The sequence below is a fragment of the Phocaeicola massiliensis B84634 = Timone 84634 = DSM 17679 = JCM 13223 genome, from assembly GCF_000382445.1.
Lineage (GTDB): Bacteria > Bacteroidota > Bacteroidia > Bacteroidales > Bacteroidaceae > Phocaeicola > Phocaeicola massiliensis.
This window is the reverse complement of sequence record NZ_KB905472.1, coordinates 1,386,394-1,398,804: the sequence shown is the minus strand read 5'-3', so window position 1 is coordinate 1,398,804 and position 12,411 is coordinate 1,386,394. Positions and strand designations below refer to the sequence as shown.

At 48.4% G+C, this 12,411-nt stretch carries 18 protein-coding genes; 11 read left to right on the top strand and 7 right to left on the bottom strand.

The window, feature by feature from the left end; genetic code table 11:
• The first annotated feature begins 3 nt into the window (after nt 1-3).
• The 5 genes from HMPREF1534_RS13115 to HMPREF1534_RS13135 all read left to right on the top strand — a co-directional run bounded on the left by HMPREF1534_RS13115 (nt 4) and on the right by HMPREF1534_RS13135 (nt 2,831).
• A complete protein-coding gene (locus tag HMPREF1534_RS13115; protein WP_005938388.1) occupies nt 4-747 on the top strand; it encodes a hypothetical protein in 744 nt (247 codons plus the stop codon).
• A 121-nt stretch (nt 748-868) separates the two neighbouring features.
• Nucleotides 869-1,408, top strand: coding sequence for a topoisomerase C-terminal repeat-containing protein (locus HMPREF1534_RS13120; RefSeq protein WP_005938385.1), 540 nt, complete (start codon nt 869-871; stop codon nt 1,406-1,408).
• Complete coding sequence (locus HMPREF1534_RS13125) at nt 1,405-1,965, top strand: hypothetical protein (protein WP_005938383.1); 561 nt, start codon at nt 1,405-1,407, stop codon at nt 1,963-1,965. The genes HMPREF1534_RS13120 and HMPREF1534_RS13125 overlap by 4 nt, the downstream gene beginning before the upstream one ends.
• Nucleotides 1,962-2,630 carry an Lcl C-terminal domain-containing protein gene (locus tag HMPREF1534_RS13130; RefSeq protein WP_005938381.1) on the top strand — a complete coding sequence of 223 codons (669 nt, stop codon included), beginning with the start codon at nt 1,962-1,964 and terminating at the stop codon, nt 2,628-2,630. Before HMPREF1534_RS13125 ends, HMPREF1534_RS13130 begins: the two co-directional genes overlap by 4 nt.
• Before the next feature lie 24 nt (nt 2,631-2,654).
• A complete protein-coding gene (locus tag HMPREF1534_RS13135; RefSeq protein ID WP_005938379.1) occupies nt 2,655-2,831 on the top strand; it encodes a hypothetical protein in 177 nt (58 codons plus the stop codon).
• A gap of 86 nt (nt 2,832-2,917) precedes the next feature.
• Here the strand turns inward: HMPREF1534_RS13135 and HMPREF1534_RS13140 are convergent, their stop codons facing one another.
• The 4 genes from HMPREF1534_RS13140 to HMPREF1534_RS20900 all read right to left on the bottom strand — a co-directional run bounded on the left by HMPREF1534_RS13140 (nt 2,918) and on the right by HMPREF1534_RS20900 (nt 4,578).
• Entirely contained in the window at nt 2,918-3,478 is a 561-nt protein-coding gene (locus HMPREF1534_RS13140; protein ID WP_005938377.1) for a sugar O-acetyltransferase, read from the bottom strand.
• Nucleotides 3,479-3,505: 27 nt separating this feature from the next.
• Nucleotides 3,506-3,997 carry a 3'-5' exonuclease gene (locus tag HMPREF1534_RS13145; RefSeq protein ID WP_005938374.1) on the bottom strand — a complete coding sequence of 164 codons (492 nt, stop codon included), beginning with the start codon at nt 3,995-3,997 and terminating at the stop codon, nt 3,506-3,508.
• 39 nt (nt 3,998-4,036) lie between these two features.
• Nucleotides 4,037-4,321 carry a hypothetical protein gene (locus tag HMPREF1534_RS13150; RefSeq protein ID WP_005938372.1) on the bottom strand — a complete coding sequence of 95 codons (285 nt, stop codon included), beginning with the start codon at nt 4,319-4,321 and terminating at the stop codon, nt 4,037-4,039.
• Nucleotides 4,322-4,452: 131 nt separating this feature from the next.
• Nucleotides 4,453-4,578, bottom strand: coding sequence for a hypothetical protein (locus HMPREF1534_RS20900; RefSeq protein ID WP_258462468.1), 126 nt, complete (start codon nt 4,576-4,578; stop codon nt 4,453-4,455).
• A gap of 139 nt (nt 4,579-4,717) precedes the next feature.
• Here HMPREF1534_RS20900 and HMPREF1534_RS13155 point away from each other — a divergent pair, with 139 nt between their 5' ends.
• The 6 genes from HMPREF1534_RS13155 (at nt 4,718) to HMPREF1534_RS13180 (ending at nt 8,716) form a co-directional block, all read left to right on the top strand.
• A complete protein-coding gene (locus HMPREF1534_RS13155; protein ID WP_005938370.1) occupies nt 4,718-5,020 on the top strand; it encodes a hypothetical protein in 303 nt (100 codons plus the stop codon).
• A 33-nt stretch (nt 5,021-5,053) separates the two neighbouring features.
• Nucleotides 5,054-5,290 carry a DUF6926 domain-containing protein gene (locus tag HMPREF1534_RS13160; protein WP_005938369.1) on the top strand — a complete coding sequence of 79 codons (237 nt, stop codon included), beginning with the start codon at nt 5,054-5,056 and terminating at the stop codon, nt 5,288-5,290.
• Nucleotides 5,291-5,339: 49 nt separating this feature from the next.
• Nucleotides 5,340-5,771 carry a PcfK-like family protein gene (locus HMPREF1534_RS13165; protein ID WP_005938367.1) on the top strand — a complete coding sequence of 144 codons (432 nt, stop codon included), beginning with the start codon at nt 5,340-5,342 and terminating at the stop codon, nt 5,769-5,771.
• Nucleotides 5,768-7,042, top strand: coding sequence for a PcfJ domain-containing protein (locus HMPREF1534_RS13170; protein WP_005938364.1), 1,275 nt, complete (start codon nt 5,768-5,770; stop codon nt 7,040-7,042). The genes HMPREF1534_RS13165 and HMPREF1534_RS13170 overlap by 4 nt, the downstream gene beginning before the upstream one ends.
• A 350-nt stretch (nt 7,043-7,392) precedes the next feature.
• Nucleotides 7,393-8,157, top strand: coding sequence for a ParA family protein (locus tag HMPREF1534_RS13175; protein ID WP_005938361.1), 765 nt, complete (start codon nt 7,393-7,395; stop codon nt 8,155-8,157).
• Between the two features lie 85 nt (nt 8,158-8,242).
• Nucleotides 8,243-8,716 (top strand): hypothetical protein, encoded by a 474-nt coding sequence (locus HMPREF1534_RS13180; protein WP_005938359.1) that lies wholly within the window; start codon nt 8,243-8,245, stop codon nt 8,714-8,716.
• A 95-nt stretch (nt 8,717-8,811) separates the two neighbouring features.
• Here the strand turns inward: HMPREF1534_RS13180 and HMPREF1534_RS13185 are convergent, their stop codons facing one another.
• Genes HMPREF1534_RS13185 through recD2 form a run of 3 tightly spaced genes read right to left on the bottom strand, consistent with a single transcriptional unit; the run spans nt 8,812 to nt 12,387 of the window.
• On the bottom strand, nt 8,812-9,876 hold the full coding sequence (locus HMPREF1534_RS13185; protein ID WP_005938356.1) for an HIRAN domain-containing protein: 1,065 nt from the start codon (nt 9,874-9,876) through the stop codon (nt 8,812-8,814).
• A gap of 20 nt (nt 9,877-9,896) precedes the next feature.
• A complete protein-coding gene (locus tag HMPREF1534_RS13190; protein WP_026231524.1) occupies nt 9,897-10,127 on the bottom strand; it encodes a hypothetical protein in 231 nt (76 codons plus the stop codon).
• Complete coding sequence (recD2, locus tag HMPREF1534_RS13195; RefSeq protein WP_005938351.1) at nt 10,117-12,387, bottom strand: SF1B family DNA helicase RecD2; 2,271 nt, start codon at nt 12,385-12,387, stop codon at nt 10,117-10,119. Before recD2 ends, HMPREF1534_RS13190 begins: the two co-directional genes overlap by 11 nt.
• Nucleotides 12,388-12,411 lie beyond the last annotated feature (24 nt).

Genomic DNA, 12,411 nt, shown 5'->3' with positions numbered 1-12,411 from the left:
CGTATGAATGTAAGACGATGGAAACGCTCCTTGTTAATCGCTGCTGTTGGCTTATTGATAGGCAAGACTCCGCTCTTTGCCCAACAGACCGACCCGGCGCTGACTTCTGCCGTACTGGGGCAGACCGCAGCCTTGAAGAAGATTCACAAGGACCGCAAGAAAACGCAGGAGAAAATCATTGCGGCGGAAGTGGCCGTAACCGCTTCCTTGGAGCGGATTCACCAGGTGGAAGACAAGATGCTGGACTACCTCTCGAATGCGCAGGGCGCCATGCAGAACCTCTACCAGATTAAGCGGGCTGGGGAACTGGTGGCCAAGGAAATCCCGCAGAACTGCAGTCTGCTCCTCAAATCGGTAGGCGGCAATCTGAAGGGAACCGTCATTGCGGCCATGGTATCGGATGAGCTGACGGATGCCGCCACCCAAATGACGGCACTCTTTCCCTTCATGAAACAGCTGGTGACTTCGGGCAAATATGACGTGACAGGAGATGACGGAAAGAACGAGAAGCACAAGGTGAACTTGCTGAACGCTTCGGAACGCTACTACATCGCCAACGAGGTTGTCAGCTGTTTGGAAGCCATCAACACCGACCTGTTTATTCTGGCCTGGCAGGTACGCACACTCTCATGGAACGACCTCTGGTTCTCGCTCGATCCCGAAGGATGGGCCAACGTGATGTCCGGCAAGAACATCATCGGCGGTATCATCTCGGACTGGAACCAGGGCTACAGCCTGAAATGGTAAATAGGTAAACTAACTTACTAATCAGCTAATCACAAAGTAATCAAGTAAGGAAATAAGAAAGTAATCAAAGCAACAAGTAACAGAATTATATAGTAAATAAATCATCCAAAAACAAAAGCGTATGGAAAAGAAAATAATCGGTCGCTGTCCCTTGTGTGGCGGCAACGTGGTAAAGACCTGCAAGGGCTACCGCTGTGAGAACAACATCGCCGAACAACCTACCTGTGTGCTGAATATCAACGGCATTATCGGCAACCGCAAGATGAGTGACGAAGAAATCACCGAACTGTTGGAGCACCGCTTCATCCTGTTGGACGGCTTTGCTTCCAAGGAGGGAAAAGCCTTCCCTTCCGTGCTGGAACTGGCAGACAATGGTGCCATCAACATGCAGTCCGTCATCGGCAAATGTCCGCATTGTAGCGGTGATATTCGGGTGGGTACACGCGCCTTCAACTGCTCCAATTACAGCAACCAGCAGGCACCGTGCAACTTCGCCATCTGGCGCAACATCGGTGGCCACCAGCTGAGTCTGACAGAAGCCAAGGAAATCTGTGAAAAAGAAATCACCTCCAACGAACTGGAGATGTATCGTGATGACGGCACCATCTACCGCAAGCGTCTCGGCCTTTCTCCCGACAAACTCCAAATCGTGAAGATATGAAACCGGGAATGAAAATGATTATCATGCTGGTAACCGCTGTCTGCTTCTGGGGCGGACTGTTTTACTTCGCCAGCTGTTCCGACCGACCCGAGAAACGGGCGGTGGAAATCGCAGAGAGAGCCTTGAAAGCAACTGTCGATAATCCGGAGTCCATCCAAATCAAGGGCATCAGCAAGGCAGATTCGGTATTCGGCAAGGAATATGTCAATCCACACGAGAAGGCTGCATTATCCATGCACCTGATGCAGTACGGCCACAAGTTGATGGAAGAAACGGACTACTTCCAGAACCTCGACAAGGACGATGCCGCAATGAGTGATCAGGTCACCCGTCAGTTGGATGCCATGACCACGCTCCGGGCTTTGATAGCTTATGGAGAACTTGAGGGAGCAAATCCGCATAAAGCCAAAGAAAAGAAGCCTTTCAACGGATGGAAGGTCAAGATAGATTTTGAAGCCAAGACCTTAAAAGGAAAGCCTTACCACTCGGAATACTGGTTCATCCTCGATAAGGAGGCGGAAATTGTAGTCAAATCATTTGAAATACCGCTGCTATGAAACTGAGAAACTTGTTCTTATCGTTATTGGCAGGAAGTACCTTATTCATTACCTCCTGCGAAGAATGTGACCATGAAGGAAACCAATCCATAGCTTCTTCCCTTCAGGTTGGTGATGTAGTCTGCTCGGATGGCAGTGTGCTGTCCAAAGAAAAGTTCAGTTCCTCCCAAAAGGAACCGGTGGCCATTGTCTATCATGTGAACCGGAATCCGGAGATCAAAGCTTTGGGCTATGCCGTTTCCATCAGGGACGTCGCATCGGCAGCCTTTGCCGACAGTCTGGGTGTCGAACAGGAAACGTCAGCTTCATTGGAAAAGGAAGACGGTAACGAGAACACCCATGCCATGTACCGCAACGAGGAAGTGAAATCTCCCTTAGCCGTTTATGTCTTCGATATGTGGCGCTACGGTCAGTCCGCCTACATCCCTTCGGTGAAGCAGCTCACTTACCTCTATCAGCAAATTGGGTTAGTCAACCAACGGATAGAGGCGGTCGGCGGATTACCCATCAGTCTGCAGCCCGGTGACTGCTGGCTGTGGACTTCCACCGAAGTGGAAGGGCAAAAGGACAGCAAGGCCTGGCTCTTCTCGATGCAGTCGGGAACCATTCAGGAGACTCCGAAGGACCAGGCGCATAAGTTCAGACCGGTGATAAGTATCTATTAGGTATAACTTCTAAATGCAAAGATTATGAATGAATTACTCGCACAACTCCAGATGAAGATGGAGGCATTCCAAAAGGATGCAGCCCTTCAAGCCGAAAAAGGAAATAAGGCAGCCGGTCAACGTGCCCGCTGTGTATCACTTGAAATGGAACCATTGCTGAAGCAGTTCAGAAAACTATCGTTGGCGGCAGCGAAGAAATAAAACAGTACGGTTTTATTTCTCATGTTTTCAAATTTTGATTGTTTTATCAAGGTCCTGGTGCGTGAGCATCGGGACTTTTTTGTAGCCTAGATGGAGCGGATGACTCTGCACGGGTTGCCAACGGCCAGGGAGTTAGCTGGAATGTCTTTGGTTACTACACTTCCGGCACCGATGACGCAGTTGTCTCCGATGGTGACACCGGGCAATACGCTGACGTGGGCACCTATCCATACATTGTTGCCGACATGAATGGGTTTGGCATATTCCAGTCCCTGGTTCCGTTGCTGCACATCCAAGGGATGACCTGCTGTATAGAATCCGCAGTTGGGAGCAATAAACACGTTGTCGCCAAAGGTAACGGGCGCTCCGTCCAGGATGACGCAGTTCACATTGCTGTAGAAGTTTTCACCCAAGTTGATGTTATAGCCGTAGTCACAATAGAAAGGTTGTTCGATGAGAAAGTCCTTTCCGGTCTTTCCCAACAGTTCACGAAGCAGTTGCTTCCGTTCTTCGATACGGGATGGCAACAGCTGGTTATAGCGAAAGCAGAGGTCCTTGCACTTTGTTCGTTCTGCAATCAGTTCAGCATCATAGTTGGCATCGTAGAGTTGGCCGAGCAGACATTTTTCCTTTTCAGTCAGTTTCATTAAATCAAAAGAATATATTTCTGTAAATTACAAGATTTCTCTAGCAATCCACGCACAAGCTTCTGCATCGGCCAGTGCATGATGATGGTGATCTAGTTGATAACCGCAAGCTGCTGCTACGGTGTACAGCTGGTGATTCTCCAGTTCAGGCAAGGTTTGGCGAGAAACGCTGAGTGTATCGTAAAACGGATAGTCGGGATAGTCCATCTGATAGACACGGAACACCGCTTTCAGACAGCTTTCATCAAACGGACTGTTATGAGCCACCAGGGGAAGACCTTCGATCAACGGCTCTATTTGTTTCCATACCTCTGGAAAGACCGGGGCATCTTCGGTGTCCTCACGGGTAAGGCCATGCACCTGACTGCACCAGTAGTTGTAGTAATTGGGCTCGGGGCTGATGAGGGAGTAGAAGGAATCTACAATCTCTCCGTTGCGTACGATGACAATGCCTACGGAACAAACGGATGAGCGTTCGTTGTTGGCGGTCTCAAAGTCTATGGCTGCAAAATCTTTCATGGGTTGTTCTTTGGTTGAATGTATAGAGTTCTGCTCAAATCAGTAAACTATGCCTTTCTGTTTCATTTCTTCCCGAATAAGTTCTGCTTCGGTATGGGTCAACTTCGGAAGTTGTACCTGTTCCGGACTCTCTTGCTGGTAAGCCTTCACTTCGTTGATGAGCATTTGCCAGTCGTAAAGGAATTCCTCGCTACAACCGTGTTTCTGATAAATTTCTTTGGCGGCTTCCAGTATCTCTCCGGCGCAGCTGTCATTTCCTTGGAATACAACAGCCGGAATCTCGTTATGGAAACAGTCTCTCAATAAGCGTATTTGATCTTTCATTGTTCTTGGTGATTAATTCTGTGCTTTATCGTGCCTTTCTGAACATTTATTTTCAGGGCCTGCAAAGATAGTGAGTTTTCGGATAGATTAAAAGTTAAACATTCATCTTTAACAGCTGGCGGATTCTTTCCTTAGTCAGGCATTTCCACTCCCGATGAATTTTCCGATACAAAGAAACGAAGGGTCGGTACGGCAGCAAATGGCGCTTTGCTTGGCTGCAAGGAAAGCAGCCGGCAGCCTTCCACAATTTGTGCCAAATTGGGTATTCCGTCTGCTTTCCCCTTGCCACATTTGCCTTCCGTCCCTTACACCCTTCGTGAGAAGAGGCATCGTAAAAATCACCCGGGAGTGAGAAGCCGAAAGGCTTCAAACCAAAGGGAAAAAATTAGTTCAGCTATGGCATACAAACTTAAAGACCGAAAAGAAAAGATGCTCTATAAGGGCAGTGTTTACGAACTTACCCTGCAGTGGGACAGAGAGAGTCTCCGCAAGTGCTTTTGTGGTATGCCTCCTTTCTATGCACACATCCGGAAGGACGGCAACAACTTCGCACATATCGACTGCTATTCCACCGGGGACGATTTCAGTGTGGAACCCATGCACCCGCTTTTTGAAGAGCCGGAATGGATAGTTCACTTCCTAAAGTCGGACATCAATTCCATTCCACTAAAGAAACTGCTGGAACTGCTTCCTATCTAATTCAAGGAGTAACGAACTTAAAAAGAAAACGCTATGGACACACTCATTGAAGCCATCCCGACATGGGCACTCTGCTATCTGTTCAACTCGGATGCAACCGGACTGACGGATGAAGAAATCGCTCTGATTGACCAGTGGTACACAGAGAACAAGGTCATGGGTATCACTACCGCAACGGAACAAGAGGGAGAATGTTTCCCTTACTTCTCACACTATCCGGCTTTCGGACTTCCTGCCGAAGTGGTGGACTGCCACGTTATGGTACGCTGAATACAGCCGGTGACTGCTGATGATTATTTACGCTTAAACATAGGAACATATGAAAGGAACTGACCATTTCAAGAAACTCATCAAGAACTATCTTGATAACCGAGCCAAGGAAGATGAACTCTTCCGTGCCAAGTATGAAACCACCACACGCACCATTGACGATGTGGTAAACTATATCTTCCATGCCGTACAGCAATCCGGCTGCTGCGGTTTCAGCGACATGGAGGTTTATGCCATGGCAGTCCATGCGATAGATGAACCTCATTTGGAAATTGGCAAGCCGATGGACTGCAATGTGGTAGTGAATCATCACATTGAGCTGACTGAGGCTGAGAAGGCAGAACAGCGAGCCATTGCCCTCAAGCGGTATCAGGAGGAGGAAATGCGAAAGTTGCAGCAACGCAACAGCCGACCAAAAGCAGCCAAACCGCAACCCAAACCCATTCAAGAACTCTCACTCTTTCAAGGCATGGAACTATGAAGGCAAGAACGAAAATAGAAAAACAGGTGGCAGCTTCCAATGAGAAGCTGACCGTCCTAAGCCCCAAAGTGATAACATGGGCAGTGCGGAAAGTGGCAGGACATGTCTGCTTCCGTACTTCCGCACACAAATGTACCTGTGGCGATTGTAGCAGGCAGTTCGACTATGAGGGAAAAGGCAAGTCTGTCTGCTGCCCTTATTGCGGTACTCGCTTACAGATAAAGGACACCCTCAAACGCACCATCAAGGAAGCCTACTACTTTTCTTCCCTCGAAGTAATAGACCATTTGCAGGTGCAACGGGTATTCCGTTTGGAAACGACCTTCCGGAAAGGAATGCCGATGGAGGTAGACTACTGGGAAGCATGCCGTTTGTGGCTTAATGCCGAAGGCAAGTTGGCTGTCACGGCAAGGGCAAGGACATTGAGCTATTATGTGGACTGCTTTGATTGGGCATCCGAAATCTCCTTGAAGCGACCGAACGAAGTTCACTGGCTCATTGCAGACACCTATGTCTATCCGCACTATCGGTTGCTGCCCGAACTGAAACGCAACGGCATGAAAGGCAAGCTGCCCGACTGCCACCCGATGAAGCTGATGAAAGCCGTGCTGACAGACAGCCGGATGGAAACCATCCTCAAGTCAAAAGATTTACATGCCGTGTCTTACTTTGTACACCGACCTTTGGAACTTGACCGATGCTGGCAGTCGTATAAAGTAGCCACCCGGCATCACTACCGCCCTTCGGACATGGGATTGTGGGCAGATACCATCCGCTTGCTGGAGCAGTGTGGCAAGGACATCTGCAACCCCAAGTATATCTGTCCGCAGAACCTCAGAGCCGAGCATGACTATTGGATGAACCGACACAACCAAATGGAGCAGAAACGCAGAAGCCAGGAGCAGATGCAGCGAGCCAAACGGAAGGAAGCCGAGTTCTACAAGGAGAAGTCACGCTACTTCGGTATCACCATCACCGACAAAGACCTGGTGATTTCGGTACTCGATAGTCTGGAGGCCTTCCAAACCGAGGGAAATGCCCTGCATCATTGTGTCTTCCAATGCGAATACTATGCCAAGGCGGACAGCTTGATACTATCGGCTCATGACAAGGAGGGGAATCCCATCGAAACGATTGAGTTTTCACTGACCGAGGGGAAAGTGATACAGAGCCGAGGGCTGTGCAATACGAATACTCCGCACCACGACCGGATTGTCCGGCTGGTCAATGCCCATGCCCATCAGATACTCGCAGCCAAACAGACAGCGTAAATTCCTTATATATGTTCCGCTCCGACTTCCGCCGTGAGGCGTGGGTCGGAGTTTAAAAGCATACCATGCGAAATGTATTGACAAATTATTTCATACTGAATTAAGACGCTCTTTCTGCTTGCCAATACTTGAATATAGGGAAGATTGTTCAGCAGGACAAAAACCATCTTGATGTTTGTCTGATATTTGTTTAATGTTTATTTAATGGTTGATTAACAAGGAAATAAAATCATCAGAAAAGTGATATTTCCGCAGAATAAATGAGTAAGCTTTCTGCCTAATCAGCAAGTAATAAAGTATTTTTGTAAGTAAAGAAAAAATGGAATAGTAAACTTTTAATCTTGAAGATAATGAAAGGAAATAACTTGACAATCGCTATCGGCAATCAGAAAGGTGGAGTCGGGAAGACCACCTCGACAGCCTGTATAGGTGCAGCGCTCGCCCTGCAAGGAAGACGTGTGTTGCTCATTGACCTGGATGCACAGCAGAACCTCACGTTCACGCTGACGCAGAACGAAGACCCGGAAACGAGCATCTATGACACCCTGGTCAAAGACCAACCGCTGCCCATCGTTTCCGTCCGAGAAAATCTTGACCTCGTTCCGGCTTCATTGGATTTGGCAAGAGCCGAAATAGACATGGCTACCATGATGGCAAGGGAGGGCATCCTCAAATCCTACCTCGATGAACAGAAGGAGAAGTATGACTACATCCTGATGGATTGTTCGCCCTCACTCGGTATCGTAACCACCAATGCGCTGGTGGCAGCGGACAAACTCTACATACCGCTTACTGCCGAAGCCTTGCCCTTGAAAGGCTTGACCATGCTGGATGATATAGTCCGGGAGGTGAAGCGCCGAGTGAACCCGACGCTGGAGTTGGGTGGAGTGTTCTTCACCCGGTTCAATAACCGGAAGCTGAACAAGGAAGTGATTTCCATGGTAGAAAAACGGTACGGAGAGAAGGTGTTTCAGACGAAAATCCGTGAGAATATCGCCATAGCCGAGATGCCGCTGTCCGGTCAGACCATCTTTGAATACGACCCGAAAAGCAATGGTGCAGCGGACTATCGCACACTGACCGATGAAATAATCAGTCGGGAGGAAAATTGGTAAACTATATTACTATATGACTATTCACAAAGGTTATTGGTAACATAGTAAGTAAATCAGCAAGTAAACAAGTAATAAAGTAAGCAATATGAGTAAGAAGAATTTATCCTTATTGATGGACGGCTTCATGGGTGAAGCCAATCAAGCAGAACTGGCAAAGGAACAGCCTAAGGAAAAAGCTGTTGAACAAGTCGCAGAACAAGCGGAACAGCCAGCAGCTCAAGATGATAAGCAGGAAATTCCGAAGGCAGCACCTGCAAAAGCATCTTCTAAGCAGGAAACAACCGAAACGGCTGCTCCCGAGCAACTGAAGTCCAAACTGGATGCCAAACGCAGGGAGAATGTGGGTCGCCCCAAGAAAGGAGAAACAGCCAAAAGTGTCAAGAAGCCCCAGGAAATCCGCGCCACCTTCATCGTGGATCCGGATTTGGTTCGCAAAGTGAAGTACATTTCCCTCGTGGAAGGCATCCTCTTGAAGGATGTTATCTCCGAAGCGCTGAACAACTATGTGGATGCCTGGGAGGAGAAGAACAAGAAAATCCGGTTGCCGAAGGCGAAGTGATAACATGCAAAAACGGAGCAAACTGTTACAGCCTGCTCCGTTTTGTTTGTTCGCTTTCTTGGTTTTCAAATCTACTGAATACTGACTATCACATATTACTCGCAATCAAATAATTGTTTGAAATGTTCCTTTATATCCGGAGATAGTCTTCCCTCTGGTTCGCTGGTAGGGATTTGCTGGAAGTCCAGGAACTCCAGGTCTTTGTTTTTGCAGCTCAATGGCCCCTGGATATTGGTCAGGATAAAAATCGTAGTGTCATCGTCAAACATTAAATCCACCGGTTCAACATCCAGAAATTTAGCGGCTTCATATTCTCCCCGTGCCATCACTTTCATGCGATACAACCTGGTCTTTCTTCCTGCGGGACAAAGGAAGATTACCTCGTCATTCTTTTGAGGAAGGTCTTTCAGCGATATGGGGAATCCACCCCATTGAAACTCTACAGATCCGAGATTTTCAAGTTCATTCGAAATGCCCTTAAAGTCATCTTTGTTTACTTTCACAGCAAAGGTGTTGCAGGATAGGGCTTCCATATCTTCCAGTTCTTCGTCACTTTGGACATAGATAGTCATGCGTAGACGCTCTTTCATGGTGCCATTCATTTTCTTTGTAGTCAGTTCAGCAATGAAAGTATTGTGCAAGCCTTGGTCCATCAATTGAGCAATCAGTTCGTTATCGCTTTGGGGAACGTAGCCGATGATGTATTCGAAATCGAAATTCTCAGGGTCACCTTCATAGTCTCCGGCAAAGGCTATGGCAACTGCATTGAAATCATGCTTGTTGTTGTAATCACGAATCAGTACCAATTGTTCTCCTTCATCTACATCTTCCCACCATTCTTCCGGATTATATCTGTTCCATCTGCTGATGGCACATTCCTTGAAGAAAAACCGTTTTCTTCTTTTAAAGGGAGTGTCTTTCAGAACTGTTTTTCCCGGATTTTCCAGTTGTTTCCAGATATTTTCATACCAGTCAATATGGTCAATGCCTTGTCTTTTCAATTGCTCCTGCAAGGTATTCCAGTCATTATCCGCTTTGACTGTTACTTCCGAACAATTGTCATCACAGGTACAATCAGTTGGCTGGTAGCTTAACTTGTATTGCTTGGCAATCTCTTTTATGATTGCTTTTATCACATTGCTTTTATCTATCTTGTTCATGGTGAATGGTTGTATTGAATTTATCGAATCAGCTCGTTGAGCTTGTCCTCTCTGACAATTTTAGGCTGCGCCTTACCTGCCAGAATCAGTACTTTCTTGCCGTTGCGGTAGATATGGAGTTGTCGACTGCGTACCACTGCAGTGATTTCTTTATCCTCCTGTATGGCTTTCCATATCGGATAGTATTCACCTCCCTGTAGAAACAGCTTCTTTTGAAGGTGGGAACACATATTGGTAGTATCAATGGTCATCATGGTTGTCATTCATTTTCGTTTTAATGGTAGGTTGTTCCTTTCCGTAGCTTTCGCTGGGTTCGGCGGCTGCTTCCATAACAGGTTCATTCATCGGATAAATCTTGCCCAACTTCTTCTCCGTGGGTTTTGCCAATTCTGGATTCAGACGCTCCTTCAGTTTCGTGTTCCGTTTCAGCACCGACATGTTGCGGATGGCAAAAGAGAGCGCCTTTTTGGTACCGATGAGCACGCAAATCTTCTTGGCACGGGTGATGCCCGTATAAATCAGGTTACGCTGAAGCATAACATAGTGTGTCATAAGAACAGGCATCACCACGATGGGATATTCCGATCCTTGCGACTTGTGAATGGTCGTAGCGTAGGCCAGTGTCAACTCATCCAGTTCTGAGGCTTCGTATTCTACCAGACGCTCCTCAAAGTTCACCAGCAGCGTACGTTCCTCCATATCCACCGATTCCACATAGCCGAGGTCCCCGTTGAACACATCCTTGTCGTAGTTGTTGCGCAGCTGCATCACCCGGTCGCCCTGACGGAAGGAATAGCCGCCCCGGTTCAAGGCAATCTGGGAAGGATTCAGTGCATTTTGCAGAGCCATGTTCAGATTGGCAGCACCCACCACACCCCGTTGCATGGGAGTCAGTACCTGAATGTTGCTCACCCTTTGGCTGTAGGCTTTCGGCAGTCTACTCTTCACTAGATTGACGATGTCCTCCGCCACTTTTTCCGGCTCCTCCTGCTGGATGAAGAAGAAGTCCGTCTGCTTGCCGTTGCTCGTATCAGGGAAACGTCCCTGGTTGATAGCATGGGCACTCATTACGATGCGGCTGGTTTGTGCCTGACGGAAAATGCGGGTCAGCCGGATGACCGGAATCTTTTCACTCTCAATGATGTCGCGCAACACGTTGCCGGCACCTACACTCGGCAACTGGTCGATGTCGCCCACGAAGACCACGCGCATGGAAGAGGGGATGGCCTTCATCAGGTTGTTCATCAGGATGATGTCAATCATCGAACACTCGTCCACAATCAGTGCGTCCCCTTCCAGGGGATTCTCATCGTTCCGCTTGTAGCCGTCTTTCGGATTGAACTCCAGCAGCCGGTGAATGGTCTTGGCCTCCATGCCGGTGGCTTCGCTCATACGTTTGGCTGCCCGCCCCGTAGGAGCCGCCAGCAGAATGCGGAGTCCCATATGCTTCAAAGCCGCAATGATACCCTGCGTAGTGGTCGTCTTACCGGTACCCGGTCCACCCGTCAATACCATCACCTTTGAACGGATGGCTTCCTCGATGGCTTGCAACTGCACCTCGTCATATTCAATGCCTGTTTCCTTCGATAAAGCCTGCACATCCATCTTCTTGGCAAAGAGATCCTGTCCTGATTCACGGAGCAAAGCCTGCAGCCTGTTGGTCGTACCTACTTCGGCAAAATAGAAAGGCGGCAGATAGATGGCTTCGTCTTCCAACTTCAAGTCATCCGTCTGCACCATATTACTCAAAGCCTCACGGATAGGCGCTTCGTCCGCTTCCAGCAATTCCAACGCTGCTTTGACCAACTGTTCCTCTTCAGCATAGACATGCCCTTCGTTGGCCAGCTGATTCAAGGTATAGATGATGCCACTCTTACAGCGGCGCAGGTCGTTCTTTTCGTAGCCCATCTTCGCTGCAATGCTGTCGGCCGTCTTGAAGCCGATGCCCCAGATGTCGTCTGCTAGTCGGTAAGGGTTCTCCTTTACCTTGTCGATGCTTTCCTTGCCGTACTGGCGGTAAATCTTGGCCGCATAGGCCGTACTGACACCATACCCCTGCAGGAAAAGCATCACATTCTTGATGTCCTTCTGCTTCTCCCAACTCTCGCGAATCTTCTCCACGCGTTTTTTTCCGATGCCCGGCACCTCGTAAAGCCGTTCGATGTCTGTCTCGATCACATCGATGGTTTCCAGACCAAACTGACGGACGATGAGTTGGGCAAATTTCGGACCGATGCCTTTTACCAGTCCGCTTCCCAGATATTTCTCGATGCCATAGACTGTGGCCGGCATTACTTCCTCCCACGATTGGCATACGAACTGGCTGCCGTAGCGTTTGTCCACCTTCCAGTCGCCCTCACACAACAGCACACTTCCGGCAGGCACCTCCAGCAGGTTGCCCACCAGTGTCACCAGGTCGTCATAGCCTTTGACCTTGACCCTCATTACCGAATACCCGTTCTCGGGATTCTGGTAGGTTATTCGTTCTACTACGCAGCGAAGTCTGAGCATAATATTTCGTTAAAACAGATTTGA